Source organism: Methylosinus sp. sav-2 (genome assembly GCF_004366495.1).
GTDB lineage: Bacteria > Pseudomonadota > Alphaproteobacteria > Rhizobiales > Beijerinckiaceae > Methylosinus.
Genome location: NZ_SOEJ01000001.1, coordinates 291,099 through 314,006 on the forward strand (window position 1 = coordinate 291,099; position 22,908 = coordinate 314,006).

Annotated in this window: 21 protein-coding genes; 11 read left to right on the forward strand and 10 right to left on the reverse strand. The window is 65.7% G+C overall.

Going from position 1 to position 22,908, the window contains the following annotated elements; all coding sequences use genetic code 11:
• Positions 1–136: 136 nt before the first annotated feature.
• The 4 genes from EDE12_RS01385 to ileS all read right to left on the reverse strand — a co-directional run bounded on the left by EDE12_RS01385 (position 137) and on the right by ileS (position 6,516).
• Positions 137–910, reverse strand: a complete 774-nt coding sequence (locus EDE12_RS01385; RefSeq protein WP_026599933.1) for a hypothetical protein — start codon at positions 908–910, stop codon at positions 137–139.
• An 11-nt stretch (positions 911–921) separates the two neighbouring features.
• Positions 922–1,635 carry a rhomboid family intramembrane serine protease gene (locus EDE12_RS01390; RefSeq protein WP_245275835.1) on the reverse strand — a complete coding sequence of 238 codons (714 nt, stop codon included), beginning with the start codon at positions 1,633–1,635 and terminating at the stop codon, positions 922–924.
• Between the two features lie 54 nt (positions 1,636–1,689).
• Positions 1,690–3,129, reverse strand: a complete 1,440-nt coding sequence (locus EDE12_RS01395; RefSeq protein WP_026599931.1) for an oligosaccharide flippase family protein — start codon at positions 3,127–3,129, stop codon at positions 1,690–1,692.
• Positions 3,130–3,405: 276 nt separating this feature from the next.
• Entirely contained in the window at positions 3,406–6,516 is a 3,111-nt protein-coding gene (gene ileS, locus EDE12_RS01400; protein WP_026599930.1) for an isoleucine--tRNA ligase, read from the reverse strand.
• A gap of 275 nt (positions 6,517–6,791) precedes the next feature.
• Between ileS and EDE12_RS01405 the strand changes: the two genes are divergently transcribed.
• Together EDE12_RS01405 and EDE12_RS01410 are read left to right on the forward strand one after the other, a co-directional pair.
• A complete protein-coding gene (locus EDE12_RS01405) occupies positions 6,792–7,244 on the forward strand; it encodes an antitoxin Xre/MbcA/ParS toxin-binding domain-containing protein (protein ID WP_084768651.1) in 453 nt (150 codons plus the stop codon).
• 9 nt (positions 7,245–7,253) lie between these two features.
• The gene (locus EDE12_RS01410) at positions 7,254–7,694 is read left to right on the forward strand and encodes an RES family NAD+ phosphorylase (RefSeq protein WP_026599929.1); all 441 of its coding nucleotides are present in this window, start codon (positions 7,254–7,256) and stop codon (positions 7,692–7,694) included.
• A 3-nt stretch (positions 7,695–7,697) separates the two neighbouring features.
• Here EDE12_RS01410 and EDE12_RS01415 read toward each other — a convergent pair whose 3' ends face one another.
• Together EDE12_RS01415 and EDE12_RS01420 are read right to left on the reverse strand one after the other, a co-directional pair.
• The gene (locus EDE12_RS01415) at positions 7,698–8,000 is read right to left on the reverse strand and encodes a hypothetical protein (protein ID WP_026599928.1); all 303 of its coding nucleotides are present in this window, start codon (positions 7,998–8,000) and stop codon (positions 7,698–7,700) included.
• Positions 8,001–8,142: 142 nt separating this feature from the next.
• Positions 8,143–10,392 carry a lytic transglycosylase domain-containing protein gene (locus EDE12_RS01420; RefSeq protein WP_026599927.1) on the reverse strand — a complete coding sequence of 750 codons (2,250 nt, stop codon included), beginning with the start codon at positions 10,390–10,392 and terminating at the stop codon, positions 8,143–8,145.
• A gap of 313 nt (positions 10,393–10,705) precedes the next feature.
• Between EDE12_RS01420 and dapA the strand changes: the two genes are divergently transcribed.
• Together dapA and smpB are read left to right on the forward strand one after the other, a co-directional pair.
• The gene (gene dapA, locus EDE12_RS01425) at positions 10,706–11,599 is read left to right on the forward strand and encodes a 4-hydroxy-tetrahydrodipicolinate synthase (protein WP_026599926.1); all 894 of its coding nucleotides are present in this window, start codon (positions 10,706–10,708) and stop codon (positions 11,597–11,599) included.
• A 25-nt stretch (positions 11,600–11,624) separates the two neighbouring features.
• Positions 11,625–12,101, forward strand: a complete 477-nt coding sequence (smpB, locus tag EDE12_RS01430) for an SsrA-binding protein SmpB (protein ID WP_024878353.1) — start codon at positions 11,625–11,627, stop codon at positions 12,099–12,101.
• A 15-nt stretch (positions 12,102–12,116) separates the two neighbouring features.
• On the opposite strand, the gene EDE12_RS01435 is transcribed toward smpB, so the two are convergent.
• Together EDE12_RS01435 and EDE12_RS01440 are read right to left on the reverse strand one after the other, a co-directional pair.
• Entirely contained in the window at positions 12,117–12,725 is a 609-nt protein-coding gene (locus EDE12_RS01435) for a uracil-DNA glycosylase (RefSeq protein ID WP_024878352.1), read from the reverse strand.
• Between the two features lie 61 nt (positions 12,726–12,786).
• Positions 12,787–13,401, reverse strand: coding sequence for an NYN domain-containing protein (locus EDE12_RS01440; RefSeq protein WP_024878351.1), 615 nt, complete (start codon positions 13,399–13,401; stop codon positions 12,787–12,789).
• Positions 13,402–13,811: 410 nt separating this feature from the next.
• Between EDE12_RS01440 and rpoZ the strand changes: the two genes are divergently transcribed.
• From rpoZ to era, 7 genes are all read left to right on the forward strand, one after another.
• Complete coding sequence (gene rpoZ / locus EDE12_RS01445; protein ID WP_024878350.1) at positions 13,812–14,198, forward strand: DNA-directed RNA polymerase subunit omega; 387 nt, start codon at positions 13,812–13,814, stop codon at positions 14,196–14,198.
• Positions 14,199–14,449: 251 nt separating this feature from the next.
• Complete coding sequence (locus EDE12_RS01450) at positions 14,450–16,660, forward strand: bifunctional (p)ppGpp synthetase/guanosine-3',5'-bis(diphosphate) 3'-pyrophosphohydrolase (protein WP_024878349.1); 2,211 nt, start codon at positions 14,450–14,452, stop codon at positions 16,658–16,660.
• 6 nt (positions 16,661–16,666) lie between these two features.
• Positions 16,667–17,419: a pyridoxine 5'-phosphate synthase gene (locus EDE12_RS01455; RefSeq protein ID WP_026599924.1), complete on the forward strand. Its 753-nt coding sequence runs from the start codon at positions 16,667–16,669 to the stop codon at positions 17,417–17,419.
• The gene (acpS, locus tag EDE12_RS01460) at positions 17,416–17,811 is read left to right on the forward strand and encodes a holo-ACP synthase (protein WP_024878347.1); all 396 of its coding nucleotides are present in this window, start codon (positions 17,416–17,418) and stop codon (positions 17,809–17,811) included. Before EDE12_RS01455 ends, acpS begins: the two co-directional genes overlap by 4 nt.
• 125 nt (positions 17,812–17,936) lie before the next feature.
• Positions 17,937–18,728 carry a signal peptidase I gene (gene lepB / locus EDE12_RS01465; RefSeq protein WP_026599923.1) on the forward strand — a complete coding sequence of 264 codons (792 nt, stop codon included), beginning with the start codon at positions 17,937–17,939 and terminating at the stop codon, positions 18,726–18,728.
• A 26-nt stretch (positions 18,729–18,754) separates the two neighbouring features.
• Positions 18,755–19,456, forward strand: a complete 702-nt coding sequence (gene rnc / locus EDE12_RS01470; protein ID WP_024878345.1) for a ribonuclease III — start codon at positions 18,755–18,757, stop codon at positions 19,454–19,456.
• A gap of 94 nt (positions 19,457–19,550) precedes the next feature.
• Positions 19,551–20,450, forward strand: a complete 900-nt coding sequence (gene era, locus EDE12_RS01475) for a GTPase Era (RefSeq protein ID WP_024878344.1) — start codon at positions 19,551–19,553, stop codon at positions 20,448–20,450.
• A 57-nt stretch (positions 20,451–20,507) separates the two neighbouring features.
• Here the strand turns inward: era and EDE12_RS01480 are convergent, their stop codons facing one another.
• Positions 20,508–22,001, reverse strand: a complete 1,494-nt coding sequence (locus EDE12_RS01480) for a glycine betaine ABC transporter substrate-binding protein (protein ID WP_026599921.1) — start codon at positions 21,999–22,001, stop codon at positions 20,508–20,510.
• Complete coding sequence (locus EDE12_RS01485) at positions 21,998–22,849, reverse strand: ATP-binding cassette domain-containing protein (RefSeq protein WP_245275834.1); 852 nt, start codon at positions 22,847–22,849, stop codon at positions 21,998–22,000. Before EDE12_RS01485 ends, EDE12_RS01480 begins: the two co-directional genes overlap by 4 nt.
• Positions 22,850–22,908 lie beyond the last annotated feature (59 nt).

Below are 22,908 nucleotides of genomic sequence, written 5' to 3' on the forward strand. Positions count from 1 at the left end.
CGGAAAGCTCGGAAGACGTTCTGGTAGCCTCGGCTCGCCGCCCTGTCAAACCCGCGCGCGCCGAAACCTCCGGCGCCGCGAGCGCTCAGCCGGCGCGAAGCTCGGTCGCAGACACGGCCATTGCTAAAATTGCGGCTCAGATCCACAGCCAGGGGGCGACGACGCGCGCCAGGGCGCGGAGGCGGCGCTTGGCGCGAATGGGCGCGGAATCATAGTCGGAATCGTCCCGCGCGGCGTGGCCGGAGGCCGGGCATTCGATCGGCCATCGCAGCGTCAGGCCGTTATCGCGCCGCCGGCCGCGCAGCGGCGCGATCACGCGCGCGACGAATTCTTCCAGCACGAGGGGCGGCGCGATCATCTCGTCGCGCCGCTCGAAGAAATGCTCGAGGTAGAAATCCTTGGCGAAGAGCATCAATTCGGTGCGCGCCCGCAAAGGCGCCCCGCCTTCCTTGGAATAGGCGCGGCGGAAATCGGCGGCGAAGCGGCGATCCTCCGGCAGATGGTCCATCAGCGCGGAGAGCCGCTCGAAGGTCAGCCTGCCGGTGACTTTGAAAAAACGCTCGCTCTGCGCGAGAAAGCGGCTGCTCCGGCAGGCGTGATCGACGATTCCGAGCTCCGAATAGCCATAATGGAGGCCCTCCGGCCGGCGATTGCCATCGAAGCCGATGATCTCGAGCGGCCGCCCGGTCTCGCGGCGAAGCGCGTCCGCGTCCAGAAAAGCGAGATCGGCGCCGGAATTCTCGCAGAACACCACGCCCGAGATACGCGCGTCCGGCAGCCGCATGAAAAACTGCAATGCGTTTCGATAATCGCTTTTTCTCACCTCGAGGTCGCGACGCGCGATCTCGGGGGCGTAAGCGCCCGGATCGACGGTCGCGGTCAGCAGCAGGACGGTCGGCCGGATCATCATCTCCGATCGTCTCAGCCCCAGGGGCCGTGGAAGGGCCGCGGGCCGAACCATTGCACGCCGCGCCGCTTGAACAGCGGCGTCAGAATGAGCCCGGCCAATATGCCGCCGATATGCGCCCACCAGCCGACATGGCCCTGATCGTCGGTGAAGGCGTTGAAGAGCTGAAAAAGAATCCATGTGCCGACGAAGAGCGAGGCGGGTGCATGGATAGGGATGATCCCGGCGACGAGGCCGAAAATGGTCGAGCGCGGATAGAGCAGGATGAAGGCCGCGCAGACGCCCGAGATCGCCCCCGAGGCGCCGACGAGCGGCGTGATGGTGAGCGGCGCGCCCACAGCGAACAGCATGGCGGCGGAGACGCCGCACAGAATATAGAAGATGAGATAGCCGGCCGAGCCCATGGCGTCCTCGACATTATCGCCGAAGACATAGAGAAAGATCATGTTTCCCGCGAGATGGCCGAGCCCGGAATGGAAGAAGAGGCTGGTCAGCAGCGTCCACTCGGGTCCGGGGGTGACGATCCAGGGGGCGAGCTCGGCGCGGCCGAACAGCACCGCCGGTATGAGGCCGAAGCCGCGCACCACAGTGAGCGGATCGCCGAAAGATTCGCTGAACACGGCGACGAAGACGAAGATGTTGAGCGCCATCAGCGTCCAATTGACATAAGGCCGCCGCACATAATGGAGCGGCGCGTCGTCATGTAGCGGCAGCACCATCTCGACCATTCTCCCTCGGCTGCGCCGCCACTGATCCCGGATGCCGCTCGGCCTCGACCCAATTTATAGCGCGGCCCGAGCTCTGGCCAATATGGGGGCAGCGCGGGAGAACGCGAGGCCGCGCAGCCCGGCTATGTCGAGGGCCAGCGCTGCGCCGCAATAGACGAAGCCGCCGACGCCCACCTGCAGGAGCAAGGTGAGAATGCCGGGCTCGAGGCCCGCGAGCGGATGCAGCGCCAGAACCATCGCCCCGGTCGCCGCCAGCGCGCCGAACATGTCGCGTCCGCGCGGCCATTGCGGCGAGGTTCGCGCCGCGAACAGCACCAGCGCCGCCAGCGCCGCCACATAGGCGAGGCATTGGGCAAGGGCGAGGCTGGAGGCGTCCGCGCCGCGCGGCAGCGCCAGAGCGAAGCAGAGGCCCGCGACCACGGCGACCGAGGCCGCGCCGATGAGCGGCGCCGTCTTCTTCTCGATCTGAAACACGGGATTGATAGCGAATTGAATCAGCCCCATGGCGAAGAGGCCGGGCAGCAGAAGATCGAGATAATGGCCGAACGGCCCGCGAAATTGCGGCGGCACGATCAGCGCCTCGATCGAGGGCATTGTGAGCCAGATGCCAGCGCAGGCGGGCAGCAGAAAGGCCGCTACGATCGTCATATTGCGGGCGATCTGCTCCTTGCCCTTCTCCGCCCCGTGCCGCTCATGGGCGGCGACGGCGATCTGGAACAGCAGCACATCCAGCGCCGAGCCCATGGCGAAAATGGCGCGAATGCCGAGATCATAGGCGAGCGAGAATTGCCCCGTCTCGGCGAAGCCGTAATAGGCGGTGACGAGCGCCCGCGCCGCCAGCGGCACCGATTGATAGAGCATGTTCGCCGCGACGATGGGCGCGCTATAGGCGACGAGCGTGCGCGCCGTCGCCATGCGCGCGCCGCGCGGCGAGGCGCCGGGGTCCTTCAGCGAGGCGCGCGCGGTGAGCACGGCGCCGAAGAGGCTGGCGAGGCTGCCGGCGATCGCCATTCCCGCCGAATGAAAGACGAAGGCGCCGCCGCCAGTGAGGGCGAGCGCGAGAATATTCTTGGCGAGAACGACGCGGCTATAGCTCTTGTCCTCGAAACGCGCGCGCAGCAGCGCCGTGGAATAGTCGAAGAGCCCATTGATCGCCGCCGTCGCCAACGCCAGAGCGATGAGCGTATCGCCGAGCGCGAAGGGCGGCGCGATGAGGAGAAACAGCCCGCCGACGACAATGACCGCCGCCGTGGTCGCGAGATAGGCGAAATCGAGCGTGGCGCGTATGGCCGGCTCCGCCTCGCGCACGCGCGTCGAATAAAAGCGCGTCGCCGAAAGGCGCATCCAATCGAAAGCGCCTGTCTGAATGACGACGCCGATCGCGAAAGCCAGCGCGAAACGGCCATATTCCTCCGGCCCGAGGAATTTCGCCACGAGCAGGCCAATGAGGAAATTGGCCACCGTATTTGCGAGGAAGGCGGCGAGAACCTTCAATTTGCGACGTCTCCCGAGCGAACTCTAGGTGCGCGATCCCTTCTCCCGCTTGCGGGAGAAGGTGGCCCCGCCATAGGGCGTCCGTGAGGACGCCCGTCGCGAGCGACGGGCTTTGGCGGGGTCGGATGAGGGTCCACGAGGCGTCCCCGAATCCGACGAAACACGGGTTGCGGCGCGGACCCTCATCCGTCGCGCATTCGCGCGCTCCTTCTCCCACGAGTGGGAGAAGGAGCGCGCCCCAAGAGTGAGCCTAGAAGTTCACTCGCCAAGAAACCCTTACGCCGGCCATTTCCCTGCCGCCGTCAGCTCCCGCAGCGCCTGCGCGTCGCGGGGCGTGACGCCAGGGAAGTCGGCCTGCGCCGTCGCGGGGTCGAAATATTTCCAGGAGCGCGCGCATTTGACGCCCTCCGCCCGCCGCGGAACCACAGCCACGCCCGCGACCTCGGGCAGGCGGAAAGCCTCGGCCGGCCCCTCGCCCGCATCGATCGTTATATCCGACACGATGCAGATTTCGGCGAAGTCCACGCCCGTGAGCGCCGCGCGCAGATCGGCGTCCGTCACATGGACGAGCGGCGCCGCCTCCAGCGAGGAGCCGATGCGCTTTTGCACGCGCTCGATCTCCAGCGCGCCCGTCACCACGGAGCGGATGGCGCGTAGCTTCTCCCATTTCGCGGCGAGCGCCTCGGCGCGCCAGGACGCGGGCAGATCGGCGAAGGTCTCGAGATGCACGGAGACCGCGTCGGCGTAGCGCGACAGCCACGATTCCTCCGCCGTGAAGGCGAGGATGGGCGCGAGCCACAAAGTCACCGCGCGGAAGACCTCCTCCACCACGGTCAGCGCCGCTTTGCGCTTCACGCTCGACGGCGGATCGCAATAGAGCGCGTCCTTGCGAATGTCGAAATAGAAGGCCGAGAGATCGCTGGTGAGGAAGGGCGTCAGCAGCGCGACGACCTTCTTGTAATCGAACTCCGCATAGGCCGCGCCGACCTCGTCGCCTAGCTCCGACAGACGATGCAGCACGAGGCGTTCCAGCTCCGGCAGATCGGCATAGGCGACGCGCTCCTCGGCGCGATAATGCGCGAGCGTGCCGAGCATCCAGCGGATGGTGTTGCGCAGCTTGCGGTAATTATCGGTGACGCTTTTGAGGATTTCCGGCCCGATGCGCTGATCGTCGCTGTAATCGACGCTCGCCACCCACAGGCGCAATATATCGGCGCCGGCGTCGGCGATGACCTTTTGCGGCGCGACGACATTGCCTTTCGACTTCGACATTTTATGGCCGTGCTCGTCGAGCGTGAAGCCATGCGTCAGCACGATGTCATAGGGCGCGCGGCCGCGCGTGCCGCAGGATTCCAGCAGCGAGGAATGGAACCAGCCGCGATGCTGATCCGAGCCCTCGAGATAGAGCACCTCGTCGGCGCCGCCATCGCGCTTGCGCTTTATGCCCGCGAGGCCGGGGAAATGCACCGGGTCTTCCAGCGTGAAGGAATGCGTCGAGCCCGAGTCGAACCACACGTCGAGAACATCGTCGATCTTCTCGTAGTCGGCAGGGTCGTATTCGGGCGAAAGGAAGCGCTTCGCCGCGCCTTCCTCGTACCAGGCGTCGGCGCCCTCCTTCTCGAAGGCGTCCACGATACGGGCGTTCACGCGCGGATCGACGAGAATGTCGTGGCCGCCCTTCTTCACGAAGACCGCGATCGGCACGCCCCAGGCGCGCTGACGCGAGACCACCCAATCCGGCCGATTGGCGATCATGCCGCGGATGCGATTCTCGCCCGCAGCGGGAACCCATTGCGTGCGGGAGATTTCGTCGAGCGCGATGTCGCGCAGCGTGGGCGCATTGTCGCCGGGCGCGCCGTCGCCCTTCGCGACAGCGCCGGCATCCTGCGCGAATTTCTTGTCGAGCGCGATGAACCATTGCGGCGTGTTGCGGAAGATGACCGGCTTCTTCGAGCGCCACGAATGCGGATATTGATGCTTCAGCCGCCCGCGCGCGACGAGATTTCCCGCCGCGACCAGCGCCTGGATCACCGCCTCATTGGCGTCGCCCTTGTCGCCCTTTTCGGTCAGCACGCGCTTGCCGGGAAAACCGGGCGCTTCATCGGTGTAGAAGCCGTCGGCGTCGACCGTATAGGGAATGCGCGCATCGATGCCGCGCTCGGCGAGCATGCGCCCGCTCGCCATCCAAATGTCAAAGTCCTCGCGGCCATGGCCGGGCGCGGTGTGGACGAAGCCCGTTCCCGTATCGTCGGTGACGTGATCGCCGTCGAGGAGGGGGACTTTGAAACCGTAGTCATCCTCTGTAGCGAGGGGGTGAAAGCATTCGCCCAAGGCCAAAGTTTTCGGATCGACGCTTTGGACGCGCTCGAAAGCTTCGACCTTCGCCGCCTTGAAGACCTCTTCGGCGAGCTTGTCAGCGAGAATATAGGTCTGTCCAACCTTCGCCCAATTGTTCTCGGGAGCCTGCGTTACTCGATAGAGTCCGTAGGCGATTTTGGACGAAAACGAGATCGCGCGATTCCCAGGAAGCGTCCAGGGTGTGGTCGTCCAGATGACCACAGATGCAGGCAAGGCCTTGTCGCCAACAGGCGCTAGGTCCGCAAATGTGTTCCACTTATCGCGGTCTAATTCGAAGTGAGAACCGACGCCCACAACCTTTCGGCAAGGAAACGCCACGAACACCGTGTCGCTGACATGGTCCTCATACTCCACCTCCGCCTCCGCGAGCGCGGTCTTCTCGACCACGCTCCACATCACCGGCTTCGATCCGCGATACAGCAGCCCATTCGCGGCGAATTTCATCAGCTCGCGGGCGATATGCGCCTCGGCGGGGAAATTCATCGTGGCGTAGGGATTGGCCCAATCGCCCGTCACGCCGAGCCGCTTGAACTCCTCGCGCTGCACCGAGAGCCAATGCCCGGCATAGGCGCGGCACTCCTGGCGGAAGGCGACGATGGCGGTCGGATCGGCGAAGTCGGGCTTCTTCTTGCCCTTGGAGCGGTAATTCTCCTCCTCGATCTTCCATTCGATCGGCAGGCCGTGGCAGTCCCAGCCGGGGACGTAATTGCTGTCCTTGCCGCTCATCTGCCGGCTGCGGGTGACGAGATCCTTGAGGATCTTGTTCAACGCATGGCCGATATGGATGTTGCCATTGGCATAGGGCGGGCCGTCATGCAGCACGAATTTCGGCCGGCCCTTCGCGGTCTCGCGCAGCTTGGCGTAGAGGCCGATCTGCTCCCAGCGCGCGAGGATTTCCGGCTCGCGCTGCGGCAGGCCGGCGCGCATCGGAAAATCCGTCTGCGGCAGATAGAGGCTCTTGGAGTAATCGGGGCCCTTGTCCTGCTGGGACTTGTCGTCTTGGGCCTTGTCTTTGGTCTTCTCGTTCATCTTATCGGAAACCGCTGCGCTCGCGGGCTGCGCCCCGAGCCGGGGCGGCGCGCGAAAGGGAAGGGAAAACAAGTGGAAGGGCGCCGCGAATGGCGCGAGAACCCGGTCGCCGCGCGAGCTTTGTCACGCTCGAGCGCGGGCCGGGCCAATAATTCGTATGCTGCGGCGCAGGACCATGGCGGTTTTCTACCAGTGCAGACGGCCGCCGCAAAGCCGGAATATGGACCTTTCGCCCGCTCGGCGCCATATTGTCTGAAAATGAGGAAAATTGGCGCATGGTCACGCTCCCGCCGCCTTCCGCCGCCCCGCTCGATCCCCAGCGTCCCGATGCGCTCGAGAGCTTTGCGGAGAGAGCAGTCGAGACGTTCAAATCGCTGATCTCGCGAGGCGAGGAACCGCGCTTCGCTGTCGGCGCGCTCGAGGGCCTCTCGGGCGGCTTCACGCGCGAGGAGATAGAGGCGATCGTCGTGCCCAAGCGAACGCTGGCGCGCCGGCTCGCCAAAAAGGAGCCGCTGACCGTCGAGGAGACGGACCGCGCCCTGCGGCTCGCCCGCATCGGCGCGCAGGCGGAGCGCGTGTTCGGCAATCCCGAGAAAGCCGGGCGCTGGCTGCGCAAGCCTTCGCCCGCGCTCGCCGGTCAGACGCCCATCGCCATGCTGCGCAGCGAGACCGGGGCGCAGCTCGTCGCCGAGCTGCTCGGCCAAATCGCGCATGGCATGTTCGTCTGACCGTCAGCGATGCGGCTCTGGCGCATTTCGAATTTCGTCGATCTCGAGAGCGGCGGCGGACTGCTGTTTCCTGCGCGCTGGCACAATGCCGGACGGCCGATACTCTATACGGCGGAGAGCCCGGCCGGAGCTTTGCTGGAGGTGCTCGCCCATCTCGATCGCGAGGATTTTCCAGACGCGCTGCGTTTGATCGAGATCGATATCGCCGATCCGCCGGCGCTGGAGACGCTCTCGCCGGAGGCTCTTCCGCCCTTATGGCGCGACGAGATTTCCGTCACACGGTCGCTCGGAGACGCATGGCTCGCCAGCGGGCGCAGCCTCGCCTTGCGTGTCCCCTCGGTCCTCGCGCCGCGCACATGGAACCTGCTGCTCAATCCGCGACACGCGGACGCTGCGACGATGCGGATCGTCGCGACGGAACATTTTCCGCTCGATGGGCGGCTGAAATAGAATTCAGTGGCCGCGGCGGAAGGGATTGCCGCCGGCGCCGGTGAGATAGGCGATCACCCCGACGACCAGCGCGATGGGCAGCAGCACCACAAAAGCGCTGGCGAAGAAAATGAGCCCCATGGCGAGGATCACCGCGCTGGCGAGCGTCAGCAGAGCGGCGCCCACCGGCCCGACCTTGATGACCTTCACGCCGTCGGTCCCGCCGATCCATATGCGCGTGCGCGAGCGGAAGCGGGGACGGCTCTCGCTTTCGGGCGGGAGGATCTCGATCTCGGCGGGCTTGTCGATATCGTGCTTCTGCGACACGGGACGCTCGATTCCTTTATTCTGTTGTGTTTTCTTCACGCGAACCTATTCCCACTTCGCTCGAAAACACATTATTCGGCGACCTCGATATAGGAGCTCGCCGCGCCCGCGCCAATGAAAGGAGGAGAGAAATCGGCTCCCCTCAATTCGCCGCCTGCTGTCGCCACAGATCGCCCTGCGGCGCGCGGGTCTCGCGATCGCCGAAGCGCGCGCGATAAACGGTCAGATTCTCGATCACGCGCTGAACATAATTGCGCGTCTCGCTGATCGGAATGCGCTCCACCCAATCGATCGGATCGACCTCGTTCTTGCGCGGATCGCCATAGGCGTCGATCCACTCCTTCACCCTTTTGCCGCCGGCGTTATAGGCGGCGAAGGCGAGAATGTAGGAGCCCTTGTGCTCGTCGAGCAGCATGCCGAGATGCGCCGCGCCGAGCCGTGCGTTGAAGGCGGGCTCGTCGATCATGCGCTTCAGATCGAAGCCGACCCCCGTCTGCTGCGCGGTGTGGCGCGCGGTGGAGGCGATCATCTGCATCAGCCCCATGGCGCCGGCGCTGGAGACGGCCTTGGGATCGAAGGCGCTCTCCTGCCGGGCGATGGCGTAGACGATCGCCCGTGAGGCCGAGCCCGGCAGCGCCGCGAAAGTGGGGATGCCGAAAGACGGAAAAGCTGCGTCGTCTATCGCAATGCCGCGATAGGAGGCGAGCTTGCCGAGCGTCAGGGAAATTTTGGCCTCGCGGCGGCGTTGCGCCACATCGGTCAGCGCCGACAGTTGCGCCTCGCCGACCAGCGTCTTGGCGGCGTCGGCGGCGAGCTGCGCCGCCATCTCCTTCTCGCCGGCGGCGAAGAACAGCTCCACCGCGCGCACCGCTTCGTCGCGGGCGTCGCCATGGGCGGGCTCGGGCGTCGGTCGCACAGGCGAGTCGAAAGCGCCGAGCCGAGCGCGGGCGAGCTGGCCGTAGAAGGTCGTCGATTGCCGCGCGGCGGTCTCATAAGACGCGCGCGCCGCCTCGGCGGCGCCCGCGGCCTCACGGGCGCGGGCGAGCCAATAGGCGCCGCGTGACTTTTGAATCGGCGTCTCGGCGATGCGGGCGATCTCCTCGAAATGCCGCTGCGCCTTGACGGGATCGCTCAGGAATCGCAGCGCGATCCAGCCCGCATGGAATTCCGCCTCGACGCGATAGGAGAGCGAGCGCGCCGAATGCTGCGCGCAGAGCTCATAGGCCTGCGCGAATTGCCCGAGATCCATCAGCTTGCGCGAGATGAGCCGCCGCTCTACCCACCAGGCGTCGCCATCGACGATGAGGCGCGGATCGCGCGGGGCGGAGCGCAGCAGCGCCGCCGCCTCGACGAGCTTCTTTTGATGGCGCAGCATGTGAATGCGCGCGAAGAGGATTCCGGGGTCCTTCTGCGCCTCGGCCGGCAGAGCGGAGAAGGTCTTTTCCGAAGCGCTCTCATTGATCGCCAGCGCGCGGGCGCGGGCGAGATCGAGCGCATCCTTGCCGGCATGGGCGGCGATGCGCAGAGCCGGCCCGGTCTTCTCCGCGTAGAGCAGCCGATCGGCGCGGTATTTATGGTCGGCGACATCGAGATAATCGCCGAACTCTTTTTTCGCCGCCGCCTCCAGCTGCTCGTTGAAATCATCCTCGCGCCACATGGGCTTGATGAGCGCCGCGACCTCCAGCGGCTCGCCGCGGCGGGCCATGACGCGGGCGAGCGCCAGCCTTCCGGCCGGCGTCTTGGGCGGACGCTCGGCGAAATATTCGACGATCAGCCGATCGGGGTGCTTGTCGCCATAGAGCGCCTCCTCGACGCGCTGGCGCAGCCAGGCCGAGGCCGGCCATTCGGGATGCTCGGCGAGGAATTTCGACAGGCGCGCGAAGCCGGCCTCGCGCGGATGCAGCCGCAAGCCGGCCCATTGCGCGGCGGCGCGGGCGAGCGGGCCTTCGACGCCGGCCAGCGCCTGATCGCCGCCGAAAAAATCATTGGCTTTGTAGGCGGCGAGCGCGCGCCCGAAAGCGTCGTAATCGGTTCCGAGAAGAACGGCGGCCTCTGGCGGCTGCGCGACGCGCGCCTCGAGATCGAGCCCACCGTCCGGCGGCGCGTAAGAGAGCAGCTTGGACGCGGCCTCTCCCGCCGGCGGTCGGCGCAGCATGCCGGCGGCGCGCGGATCGGGCGGAGCGGCGGGACCGAGAAAATCATGCAGCGCCTCGCGCGCCGAATCGCGCGGCGCCCAGGGCTCTTGCGGGGAGGAGGCGGCGCCGGCGAGCGGCGGATCGTCGCTGTCGCGGTCCGGCGTGCGGCGCTGCGTGGACGGATAAAGGGCCGCCGCCACGCCCAGGGCGGCGACGATGAGAACGAGGCGCGCGGCCCCACTGTGGCGATTCGTCATCGGCCTAACGCTCCGAACTCTTAACGTAATCCAGCCTGCGGCCATTTCGTTGCGGAACTGTCAACCAAATCGCTAAGCAGCGGCATTTTCGAATTTTTCGCTCCGCGTCGACCCGCTGCTCGAGCTGTTCGCCGATTCCGCGCGGAGGGACGCCGCGGACCCTTTTCACCCAAACGCCCAGAGGCTATGACAGTTGCCGTCTTCCCAGGGCGGAACGGCCGCCGCGAGGACGGACCGAAATTTCTCCGTACCAATCCCAGTCAGTAAGCGCGGCGATTACGGCGCCCGCGTGGCGCAGCGAAAGCGACGGCAGATGAACGACAAGCCAGTGTTCCGAGGATCCTACACCGCTCTGGTCACGCCCTTCGCCGATGGCGTGGTCGATCACGCTGCTCTGCGCGCGCTCGTCGACTGGCAGATCGAGAGCGGGACGCACGGCCTCGTTCCCGTAGGCACGACGGGCGAGAGCCCGACCTTGAGCCATGAGGAGCATCGCGCCGTCGTCGAGACCGTGATCCGGCAGGCGGCCGGCCGCGTTCCGGTGATCGCGGGCGCCGGCTCCAACAACACGCGCGAGGCGGTGGAGCTCGCGCTCCATGCCCAGCAGGCGGGGGCGGATGGCGTTCTCGTGGTCACGCCTTACTATAACAAGCCGAATCAGGAAGGCCTCTACCAGCATTTCGCCGCTGTGGCGGAGGCGGTCTCCATTCCGATCATCGTCTACAATATCCCGCCGCGCTCGGTCGTCGATATGAGCGTCGCCACGCTGGCGCGCCTCGCCCAGCTAGAGTCCATTGTCGGCGTGAAGGACGCGACCGGCAATGTCGGCCGCATCCTCCAGCAGCGCGCCGCCTGCGGGCCGAAATTCGTGCAATTCTCCGGCGACGACATTCTCGCTCTGGCCAGCGTCGCCGTCGGCGCCATTGGCGTGATCTCGGTCGTCTCCAATGTCGCGCCGCGGCTCTGCGCCGATCTTCAGAACGCCGCTCTCGCCGGGGATTTCAAAACCGCTCTGGCGCTGCAGGACCGTCTGACCGCTCTGCAGCAGGCGATCTTCCTCGAGGCCGGCGTGACCGGGGCCAAATATGGCCTCTCTCTGCTCGGCCGCGTGGGGGAGGAAGTCCGGCTGCCGCTGGTCGCCTCCGCCGAGCCGACGAAAAAGGCCATTCGCGACGCGATGGTTCTCGCCGGCGTGCTGGACGCCTGAGCGGGCAGAAGCAGGACGCGCGCAAGTGGCCGAGAAGGAAAACCCCAATTTCAAGGTCGTCGCCGACAATCGGCGCGCGCGCTATGATTATGAGATCGGCGAGACCTTCGAGGCCGGCCTGTCGCTGACCGGCACGGAGGTGAAGTCGCTGCGCACCGGCAAGGCGACCATCGCCGAGAGCTACGCCCATGTCGACCGCAAGGGCGAGGCTTGGCTCGTCAACGCCACCATTCCCGAATATCTCTCCGGCAATCGCTTCAATCACGAGCCCAAAAGGCTGCGCAAGCTGCTGCTGAAGCAGCGCGAGATCGCCAAGCTGGCGCAGGGCGTCGAGCGCGAGGGCATGACCATCGTGCCGATGAAGCTCTATTTCAACGAGCGCGGCCGCGCCAAGCTGCAGATCGCGCTGGGGCGCGGCAAGAAGCTGCACGACAAGCGCGAGGTGGAAAAGAAGCGCGACTGGGGCCGCGAGAAGAGCCGGCTGCTGCGCGACCGCGGCTGAGGGAAATATTCAGTGTTATTTTTCTAAAATTTCCCGAGCCCGTGCGAAGATCGCACTGAACATCTGCGGCGTCAGCGCGCCCGTATTGGTGTTGAGACGGGAGCAATGATAGCTGTCGATAAGAATAATACGCGTATTCCGAGTATTCGTCGCGATCTCATGCTCATGACCATGGGCGAAGGGGAAGCCGCCGGGCTTCAATGAAAAGGCGCGCAGCACGCCGTCATGGGCGATGCGACCGAGCGCGACAATTAGTCTCACCCGCTTCAGCCGGCGCAAGGTGACGTCGAGAAAAGGGCGACAGGCCGAAAGCTCGGCGGGCAGCGGCTTATTGCCGGGCGGAACGCAGCGCAGGACATTGGTGATCCGGCAATCGACGAGCGCGACGCCATCATCGGCGCGGGCGTCATAGACGCCGCGGGAAAAACCGGTTTCCGCGAGAGTGGCGTAGAGGAGACGGCCGGCGTCATCGCCGGTGAAAGGGCGGCCGGTGCGATTGGCGCCCATCCGCCCCGGGGCGAGGCCGACGATCAGCAAGCGCGCGTCGCGCGGGCCGAAATCGGCGACCGGCGCATTATGCCAGTCGGGATGGCGCTCCCTCAGCTCATGCCGGTACGTGACCAAGCGCGGACAGAGCGGGCAATCATGGCCCGGCTCGTCCGCGCAGGAAGCTGATTTCGAAGGATCAGGCCTCGTGATCGTCCTCAGGGGCGCCGCCCGGCGTCACCGGCTGCGGCCGGCGCTCCTGGAAGCGCTGCATGCGCTCGGCGCGCTCGCCCGGATCGCGGCCGATCTTGCCGACGAGATGGATGAGATCGACGAATTCGTCGGCCTGACGGCGAAGCTCGTCGGCGATCATCGGCGGCTGGGTGGTGATCGTCGAGATCACCGAGACGCGAACGCCCTTGCGCTGCACGGCCTCGACCAGCGAGCGGAAGTCGCCGTCGCCCGAGAAGAGAACCATATGGTCGATATGCTCGGCCATCTCCATCGCGTCGACAGCGAGCTCGATGTCCATATTGCCCTTGACCTTGCGGCGGCCGAGCGAGTCGACGAATTCCTTGGTCGGCTTGGTCACGACGGCGTAGCCATTATAGTCGAGCCAATCGATCAGCGGACGAATCGACGAATATTCCTGATCCTCGATCAGCGCCGTATAATAGAAAGCGCGAATGAGGCGGCCCTTGCCCTGGAACTCGCGCAACAGCCGTTTGTAATCGATATCGAATCCGAGCGATTTGGCCGTCGCATAGAGGTTGGCGCCGTCAATGAATAAGGCAATTCGTTCCGGGTCTGCCATCGTAGTTGGTCTCGCTTGTCGGGTCCAGTATGGAGGGGCCGCCGCTTGCCGCACGCGCTGTCGACCCTACTGGCAGCACGCATCTCTAACTGTGACGCGAATCGACAGTGACGAAAATCTCGAAGCCGTCGTCGATCGCGGTCGTAGACAGGCGCGCCATCCACGAACAGCTTTTTCGTCACATGAAAGTCACGCCCTTCGTTAAAGTCGTAAATCGACCATGTATCGGCGATCGTCAAGGGGGTACGCGAAAAATCTGTCTGGAAATACTACAGCAATAGATGGTTCGACAAGCGGTTCATGCTCTCCCGGCCGCGGCGACCCTGCCATCCCGCGCCGTCGCGCATTGCCAACGGCAAAAAATTAGTGTAGCAGCCCGACCGATCGAACGCTAGAGGAGTCCGCAAGTCATGGCGCGCGTCACCGTCGAAGACTGCATCGACAAAATCGAGAACCGCTTCGATCTGGTCCTGCTCGCAGCCCATCGCGCGCGGCTGATCTCCTCCGGCCAGTCCATTCTGGTCGAGCGCGACAAGGATAAGAATCCCGTCGTCGCGCTGCGCGAGATCGCCGAGACCGCGCTTTCGCCGGACGATCTGAAGGAAGACTTCATCCATTCGCTGCAGCGCCATGTCGAGGTCGACGAGCCCGAGACCGAGACTGTGCCGTCCCTGGCCGCCTCGCCGGATTCCGACGGCGGCGGCGACGCGCAGTTCGACCGCATGACGGAGGAGGATCTTCTCCGCGGCCTCGAGGGTCTGGTGCCTCCGGCCGAGGTCGAGGACGAAGGCGAGTAATTCGCCTACCGACGGGCGAACGAAAACGCCACCCCGGACGGCTTTGCCGTCCGGCTGCCTCGCTACCTTCGCCTAATCTCCCATGCTCGCTCGCCGAAAACACTAGGGGCCGGCGGCGAGCTGTTCTACAATCGAACGTGAATGCGGCCGTCGGCCGGTTTCGGGCGCTCGCGCCGCCTCCCGTCCGATCTTCCCCGTGAGCTCCGCGACGCCCCCGACGATCCGCGCAACCAGATCGCCGGTCGACGCCTATGATGCGCCAATACGAGCTCGTCGAGCGAGTTCGAAAATATAATCCGCAGGTCGACGAGGACCTGCTCAATCGCGCCTATGTCTACGCCATGAAGGCGCATGGCCAGCAGACGCGCGCCTCCGGCGACCCTTATTTCTCGCATCCGCTCGAAGTGGCGGCGATCCTCACCGACCTCAAGCTCGACGACGCCACCATCGTCGCCGCCGTGCTGCACGACACGGTGGAGGACACGAGCTCCACGCTCGACGAGATCAATCGCCTGTTCGGCCCGCAGATCGGCAAGCTGGTCGATGGTCTGACCAAGATCGAGAAGCTCGACCTCGTTTCCAAAAAGGCCGCGCAAGGCGAGAATTTTCGCAAGCTTTTGCTCGCCGTCTCCGAGGACGTCCGCGTTCTGCTGGTCAAGCTCGCGGACCGGCTGCACAATATGCGCACCCTGCATTTCGTGCCGCCGGAGAAGCGCGCCCGCATCGCGCAGGAGACGCTGGACATCTATGCGCCGCTCGCCGGCCGCATGGGCATGCAGCGGCTGCGCGAGGAGCTGGAGGGCCTCGCCTTCCGCCATCTGACGCCGGAGGCCTATCAGGCGATCGAATCGCGCCTGCACGATCTGCGCGCCAAGAATGGCCGCATCATCAAGAAGATCGAGAAGGAGCTGACGCAGGAGTTCGCCGCTCGCGGGATTCATGCGGCCGTCACCGGGCGGCAGAAGACGCCCTATTCCGTCTGGCGCAAGATGGAGCGCAAGTCGATCGCCTTCGAGCAGCTCTCCGATATTTTCGGCTTTCGCATCATCGTCGACGGTGTGGAAGATTGCTATCGCGCGCTCGGCATAGTGCACACCAAATGGCCGAGCGTGCCGGGGCGGTTCAAGGATTACATCTCGACGCCCAAGCAGAACGACTATCGCTCCATTCACACCACTGTGATCGGCCCCGGCCATCAGCGCGTCGAGCTGCAGATCCGCACCGCGACCATGCATGAGATCGCGCGCTTCGGCATCGCCGCCCATGCGCTCTACAAGGATTCCTCCAGCGACGAGGGCAAGGAGGAGCTGGCCAAGGAGAGCCGCGCCTTCAAATGGCTGCAGGACACGCTGGAATTGCTCGCCCACGGCGACAGTCCGGAAGAATTCCTCGAGCATACGCGGCTCGAATTGTTTCAGGACCAGGTGTTCTGCTTCACGCCCAAGGGCGGGCTGATCGCTCTGCCGCGCGGCGCGACGCCGATCGATTTCGCCTATGCGGTGCATACGCGGGTCGGCGATTCCGCTGTCGGCGCCAAGATCAACGGACGCATCGCGCCGGTTCTGTCGCAATTGCAGAATGGCGACGAGGTGGAGATCGTCCGCGCTGAAAGTCACGTGCCGCCGGCGGCCTGGGAATCGCTCGTCGTCACCGGCAAGGCGCGTTCCGCCATTCGCCGCGCGACGCGCGAGGCGGTGCGGATGCAATACGCCGGGCTCGGACGGCAGATCGTCACCCGCGCTTTCGAGCGCGCCGGGCGAGCGGTCTCGGACGAAAAGCTCAAGGCCGCGCTGCCGCGGCTCGCCCGCGCCTCGCTGGAGGATGCTTTCGCCGCTGTCGGCCGCGGCGAGATCTATTCCGGCGATGTGGTGAAATCCGTCTATCCGGATTTCAGCGAGGAGCGCAAACCCGCACAGCAAATGCGCCTCGAGCCGGGCGAGCCCGGCTGGTTCGGCATGAAGTCCAACGCCAATGTCGTGTTCAAGGCCCCCGGCTCGCCCGATCAGGCGAGCGCCATTCCGATCCGCGGTCTGCGCGGCGACGTGCCGGTGCGCTTCGCCCCGGAGGGCGGCGCCGTGCCGGGCGACCGCATCGTCGGCATACTGACGCCGGGCGAAGGCATCACCATATATCCGATCCAATCGCCGGCGCTGACCGCCTTCGACGATCAGCCCGACCGCTGGCTGGACGTGCGCTGGGACATAGACCCGGAGAGCCGGGAGCTGTTTCCGGCGCGGCTCGTGGTGACGGCGATCAACGAGCCGGGAACGCTGGGCGGGCTGGCGACGCTGATCGGCGAGACGGGGGCCAATATCGACAATGTCGCCTTCGCCATTCATTCTCCCGACTTTCGTGAGATGCGATTCGATCTCGAGGTCGCCGATCTGAAACATTTGAACGACATCATCGCCCGGCTGCGGGCGAGCGCTCTGGTCAGCAAGGTCGAGCGCGTCATCGGGTGAGGAAACATGACTGCTCGCCGCATACGTCTCGGCGTGAATGTCGATCACGTCGCCACCATTCGCAACGCCCGCGGCGGCCTCTCGCCGGACCCTGTGCGCGCCGCTCTGCTCGCCATCGAGGCGGGCGCGGACGGAATCACTGCGCATTTGCGGGAGGATCGCCGCCATATTCGCGACGCCGACATGGCGCGGCTGAAGGCGGAAATATCCAAGCCGCTCAATTTCGAGATGGCCGCGACCGAGCAGATGCTGGACATTGCGCTGCAGACCAAGCCTCACGCCGTCTGCCTGGTGCCGGAGCGCCGCACCGAGCGCACCACCGAGGGCGGGCTCGACGTCATCGGCGGGCATAATCACCTCGTCCCCTTCGTCGACGAGTTGAACCGGGCCGGGATTCGCGTCTCTCTGTTCATCGAGCCGGGCGCCGAGGCGATCGACGCCGCGACCTCGATCAAGGCGCCGGTCGTCGAGCTGCATACGGGCGCATGGTGCCATGCGGTCGAAGTGGGGGACCACGAGACCGCCGAGCGCGAGTTCGCCCGCATCGTGGCGGCCGCGGCGCACACGTCGGAGCGCGGGCTCGAGTGCCACGCCGGCCATGGGCTGGACTATGCGACGGCGAAGCGCATCTCGGCGCTGCCGCAGATCGTCGAGCTGAACATCGGGCATTTCCTCATCGGCGAAGCGGTCTTCGTCGGCCTCGCCGAATCGATCCGCGCCATGCGGCGGGCGATCGACGAAGGCGCGGGCGCCGCATGATCATCGGCTTCGGCAGCGATCTCTGCGACATTCGCCGCATCGAGCAGGCGCTCGAGCGCTATGGCGAGCGCTTCATCCGCCGCTGCTTCACCGATGTCGAACGCGAGAAATCGGAAGGACGCGCCGCTCGCGCGGCCTCCTACGCCAAGCGCTTTGCCGCCAAGGAGGCCTGCGCCAAGGCGCTCGGCACCGGCATAAGCGAAGGAATCACCTGGAAAACCATGGGCGTCGTCAATCTGCCCTCCGGCAAGCCGACGGTGGAGCTGACCGGCGCCGCCGCCGAGCGTCTGGCCGAGATCGCGCCGCAGGGCGCGCGGATCGTCATTCACCTCACATTGACCGACGAATATCCGCTCGCGCAGGCCCAGGTTCTCATAGAGGCGCTGACGTGATAGACGAGCTTTGCGAGCGAGCCTGAAGGCGCGCGGTCCGGGGCTTGATGGACCGCGCGCCTTCAGGCTCGCTCGCAAACGGACGGCCAGGAGCGGCTTCGGCCACAACTAAGGAGTGACGTGGTTTGAGCAGGAACGTCTCGGTCGCCGAACGGCGCGACGAAGGTGGATTGCTCGAGACGATCAAGGTGATCGTCCAGGCGCTGGTCATCGCGCTCGTCATTCGCACGCTGCTGTTTCAGCCCTTCAACATTCCCTCGGGCTCTATGATCCCGACATTGCTGATCGGCGATTATGTCTTCGTCTCGAAATACGCCTATGGCTATTCGAACTACTCGCTGCCCTCCGTGCCTTATCTCGACTGGCGGCTCGATCTCTTCTCCGGCCGCGTGCTCGGCTCGCAGCCCAAGCGCGGCGATGTCGTGGTGTTCAAGCTGCCGCGCGACAATGAGACCGATTACATCAAGCGCGTGATCGGCCTGCCCGGCGACCGCGTCCAGATGATCGATGGCCGCCTTTATATCAATGGCGAGATCGTGCCGCGCGAGGTCAAGGCCAAGGAGAAGCACGAGGGCCGCGACGGCCACGAGGTCGAGGTGCCGACCTATACCGAGACTCTGCCCGGCGGCGTCGCCCATACGATCATCGAGATCGAGGGCGACCACGGCTATAAGGACAACACCGAGCTCTTCGTGGTGCCGCCGAACAATTATTTCATGATGGGCGACAATCGCGACAATTCCACCGATTCGCGCTTCGCGCCGGAAGAAGGCGGCGTCGGCTATGTGCCCTTCGAGAATCTGGTGGGCCGCGCCGAGATCATCTTCTTCTCGGTGCAGAAGGACGAATATGCTCTGGCCTTCTGGCGCTGGCCCTGGACGGTCAGGTGGGATCGGCTGTTCAAGCCAGCGCATTGACGCCGCTCGGCATAAAGCAGACGCAAATGGGAGTTCTCGGTCGGGAGGACCTCGCCACGCTCGAGGCGAGCGTCGGTCATGGCTTCGCCAATCGCGGCCTGCTGGAGCATGCGCTGACCCATGTCAGCGCCTCGGCGGCGCGGCCGGAGTCCTATGAGCGGCTGGAGTTTCTCGGCGACCGCGTGCTCGGCGTCGTCATCGCCCATATGCTCTATGAGAATTTCCCGCAGGAGAGCGAGGGCGAATTGTCGCGGCGGCTCGCCGACCTCGTGCGCAAGGAATCCTGCGCCGAGGTTTCCGAGCGCTGGGGCGTCGGCCCTTTCATGCGGCTCGGCGACGGCGAGGCGCAGACGGGCGGACGGAAAAAACGCGCCATATTGGGCGATATGTGCGAGGCGATCATCGGCGCGGTCTATCTCGACGGCGGCCCGCAGGCGGCCGAGGCCGTGGTGCGCGCCGCCTTCGCCGAGCGCATGCACGCGCCGGGGCGAAGGCTGCGCGACGCCAAGACCGCGCTGCAGGAATGGGCGCAGGCCCGCCGCCTGGCCACGCCGCGCTACCGGCTCGCCGCGCGCAGCGGGCCGGACCATGCGCCCTTCTTCGAGGTAGCGGTGGAGGTCGAGGGCTTCGTGGCCGCGCAAGGCGCTGGCGCCTCCAAGCGCGCCGCGGAGCAATCCGCCGCTCAGGCCTTTCTCGACCGCGAGGGGATAGAGAGGGAGGACGTGTGAGCGCCAGCTTCGCGGGCTCGACACGACAGTCCCCTCATCCTGAGGGCGCTGATTTGGACCAGGGCTTCATGCCAACATCGAAAGGCGCATTCTCGTGACCGAAACAAGCTGTGGCTTCGTCGCCTTGGTCGGCGCGCCCAACGCCGGCAAATCGACGCTGCTCAATCAGCTCGTCGGCGCGAAAGTGTCCATCGTCTCGCGCAAGGCGCAGACGACGCGCGCCCTCGTGCGCGGCATAGCGCTGGAAGGCGAGGCGCAGATCATTCTGGTCGACACGCCCGGCATTTTCGCGCCCAAGCGTAGGCTCGACCGCGCCATGGTGGCGAGCGCCATCTCCGGCGCCGGCGACGCCGACGCCATTGTGCTGCTCGTGGATGCGCGCCGCGGCCTCGTCGCGGAGGTGGAGGAGATCGTCGCCAAGCTCGCCACGCTCTCCGCGCCGAAAATTCTGGCGCTCAACAAGATCGATCTGGTGCCGCGAGACTCGCTGCTGGCGCTCACGGCGGCGCTGACGGAAAAGGCGAATTTCATCGAGACCTATATGATCTCGGCGCTGAACGGCGATGGCGTCGCCGATCTCAAAGCCAAGCTCGCCGCGCTGATGAAGCCCTCGCCCTGGCTCTATCCGGAAGACCAGCTCTCCGACGCGCCGCTGCGACTGCTCGCCGCCGAGATCACGCGCGAGAAGATCTTCGAGCGTCTGCATGATGAATTGCCCTATCAATCGACGGTCGAGACCGATTCCTGGCAAAATCAGAAGGACGGCTCGGCCCGCATAGAGCAGACGATCTATGTCACGCGCGACGGGCAGAAGAAGATCGTCATCGGCGAAGGCGGCCGCACCATAAAGGCGATCGGCCAGGCCGCGCGCCGCGAGATCGCGGAGGCCGCCGAGCAGAAGGTGCATCTCTTTTTGTTCGTGAAGGTGCGCGAGAATTGGGCCGACGATCCCGAGCGCTATCGCGAGATGCGGCTGGATTTCCCGAAGGAGTGACGCGCGTCTCCTTCTCCCGCGAGCGGGAGAAGGAGTGGTCGGCGTTGCACGAAAAGATCATCCGGTCGCCTTCAGCCGCAAGCCTCGCGGCACGATACGCGACTCCGCGAGATCGAACAGCCCCTGCGCGGCGAGCGCCATGAGCGCCGCAGGAATCGCCCCCTCGAGGATCAGCGCGAAATTGTCGAGGCGGACGCCGGTGAAAATCGGCTGGCCATAGCCGCCGGCGCCGATCAGCGCGCCCAAAGTCGCCGTGCCCACATTGATGACCGCCGCCGTCTTCAACCCTGCGAGAATGGCGGGCGACGCCATCGGCAATTCGACGAGAAGCAGCCTGCGCCAGGGCGTGAGCCCGATGGCGATCGCCGAATCGCGGATCGCGCGCGGAATGCTCGAAAGGCCGGTCGCGACATTCCGCACGATCGGCAGCAGGCTGTAGAGGAACAGCGCCGCAATGGCGGGCGGCGCGCCGATGCCGAGCAGCGGAATCATGAAGACGAGCAGAGCGAGCGAGGGAATCGTCTGCAGCACGCTGGCGACGCCTAAAATCGCATGGCCGAGACGCGGTCGTTTCGCCGCCGCGACGCCGAGCGGCACAGCGACGAGGATCGCCGCGGCGAGCGAGACGCCGACGAGAAAGAGATGCTCGCGCGTGCGTCGCCACAGCCGCTCGGCGAGGCTCTGCGAAGGCGCGGGCGCCTCGACGCCGAATTGCGTGGCGCCGAAATTCGCCGCCGCCTCGCGCTCTGTGCGAAGGCCTGTCTTCACCGCGATATTCATCGCGATCATCGCCGGCGCGTCTATGCGACCCTCGAGCCTCAGCATGGACATGACCGCCTGCGGCGCGCGCTGCTCGAGATCGACGCGATAGAGCAGAACGGCGCGATTTTCCGCGAACAGCTTGCGGTCGTCGTCGAGCACGAGAATGCGCCGATCGGCGATCTGCGGATCGGTGGCGTAGAGATCGACGACATCGATGGCGCCGTCGAGAAGCCCCTTATAGGCGATATCGTGATCGAGCCCGCGCACATCCTCCGCCGCGAATCCATAGGCGGCGCGCAGCGCCGGCCAGCCATCGGCGCGAGCGAGCAATTCCTCGCTCAAGGCGAAGACGAGCGACGCCTGCCGCGCGAGATCAGAAATGGTCCGCACGCCCAGCGCCTCCGCCTTGTCGCGCCGCATGCCGAGCGCATAGCCATTGCCGAAGCCGAACGGCAGGCTCATGCGCAGTCCGAGATCGCCGAGCGCGTCGGCGAGCTGGCGATCGTTGGAGAGCCGCAGCTGCGCGAGAATTTCCTGCCGCAGCGTGCCCGTATATTCGGGATAGGCGTCGATCTCGCCGGAGAGCAGCGCATTCCAGACGAGCCGCGTGCCGCCGAGCGCCGGTCGGCGGATCACGCGCGCGCCAGAAGCGGCGGCAAGATCGGCGACGATATCCGAGAGAATGACGGATTCGGTGAAGGTCTTGGAGCCGATGCGCACGACATCGCCCTCACGCGCGCAGGCGCCGAGCAGAAGGAGCGCGAGCAAAATTGCAAGAGCGCCCCTCATCGCGCGCCCTCCGGCGGAAGCGGCAGATCGGCGAGGCGCCGCGCGCTGGCGCGCACGAAGCGCGTGACGAACTCCTCCGCCGGCCGCTCGACGAAATCAGCGAAACGGCCTTGCTGTGCGATGCGGCCGTGATTCATCAGCACGATCTGCTCGGCGAAGAATCCGGCCTCGGCGAGATCATGCGTTACGATGACGACGGTCTTGCGCAGCCGCGCGAATATGGCGGCGAGATCGTCCTGCAGATCGGCGCGGATCAGCGGATCGAGCGCGCCCAGCGGCTCGTCCATCAGCAGAATCTCCGGATCGAGCATGAGCGCGCGCATCAGCGCCACGCGCTGCCGCTGGCCGCCCGAGAGCTCGGCCGGAAAGCGATCCAAAGCCTCCGCCGGAAAGCGCGTGAGACGCAGCAGCTCCTCGAGTCGCGCCGTGCGACGTTCCGCGGGCCAGCGCATCTCGCGCGCCATCAGCTCTATGTTGCGGCGCGCGGTAAGATGCGGGAAGAGGCCGCCCTCCTGAATCACATAGCCCATGAGGCTCCGGAGCTTCGCCGCTGAAAGCGGCGTCAGCAGATGGCGCGCCACCTCTATCTCGCCCTCGTCCGGCGTCACGAGCCCGACGATCATGGCGAGAAGCGTGGATTTGCCGGAGCCGGATGGGCCGATCAGCGCCGTCGTGCGCGCGGGCTCTATCGTCAGCGTGACGTCGTCGACGACGCGCGCGCCGCCGAAACATTTACTGACATGCTCCAGTCGGATCATGACTGCGCCGCGGCGTCGGGTGACGTCGCTCAAATGGCGCGCGCGGGCGTGGTTCCAAGGGTCGGCCACCGCGAAGATGCGGGACGTCACGCGCGGCCTCGGCTTGAATCCGGCCGACCGACGTGAGAGCTTCCCGCTCCCGCGGCGTC

What these genes read in the sequence shown, in the direction of transcription:
- EDE12_RS01385 (WP_026599933.1), bottom strand. Translation starts at nt 910, where the DNA reads ATGATGATCCGGCCGACCGTCCTGCTGCTGACCGCGACCGTCGATCCG.
- EDE12_RS01390 (WP_245275835.1), bottom strand. Translation starts at nt 1,635, where the DNA reads ATGGTCGAGATGGTGCTGCCGCTACATGACGACGCGCCGCTCCATTAT.
- ileS (WP_026599930.1), bottom strand. Translation starts at nt 6,516, where the DNA reads ATGAACGAGAAGACCAAAGACAAGGCCCAAGACGACAAGTCCCAGCAG.
- EDE12_RS01405 (WP_084768651.1), top strand. Translation starts at nt 6,792, where the DNA reads ATGGTCACGCTCCCGCCGCCTTCCGCCGCCCCGCTCGATCCCCAGCGT.
- EDE12_RS01410 (WP_026599929.1), top strand. Translation starts at nt 7,254, where the DNA reads ATGCGGCTCTGGCGCATTTCGAATTTCGTCGATCTCGAGAGCGGCGGC.
- EDE12_RS01420 (WP_026599927.1), bottom strand. Translation starts at nt 10,392, where the DNA reads ATGACGAATCGCCACAGTGGGGCCGCGCGCCTCGTTCTCATCGTCGCC.
- dapA (WP_026599926.1), top strand. Translation starts at nt 10,706, where the DNA reads ATGAACGACAAGCCAGTGTTCCGAGGATCCTACACCGCTCTGGTCACG.
- EDE12_RS01440 (WP_024878351.1), bottom strand. Translation starts at nt 13,401, where the DNA reads ATGGCAGACCCGGAACGAATTGCCTTATTCATTGACGGCGCCAACCTC.
- rpoZ (WP_024878350.1), top strand. Translation starts at nt 13,812, where the DNA reads ATGGCGCGCGTCACCGTCGAAGACTGCATCGACAAAATCGAGAACCGC.
- EDE12_RS01450 (WP_024878349.1), top strand. Translation starts at nt 14,450, where the DNA reads ATGATGCGCCAATACGAGCTCGTCGAGCGAGTTCGAAAATATAATCCG.
- EDE12_RS01455 (WP_026599924.1), top strand. Translation starts at nt 16,667, where the DNA reads ATGACTGCTCGCCGCATACGTCTCGGCGTGAATGTCGATCACGTCGCC.
- acpS (WP_024878347.1), top strand. Translation starts at nt 17,416, where the DNA reads ATGATCATCGGCTTCGGCAGCGATCTCTGCGACATTCGCCGCATCGAG.
- rnc (WP_024878345.1), top strand. Translation starts at nt 18,755, where the DNA reads ATGGGAGTTCTCGGTCGGGAGGACCTCGCCACGCTCGAGGCGAGCGTC.
- EDE12_RS01480 (WP_026599921.1), bottom strand. Translation starts at nt 22,001, where the DNA reads ATGAGGGGCGCTCTTGCAATTTTGCTCGCGCTCCTTCTGCTCGGCGCC.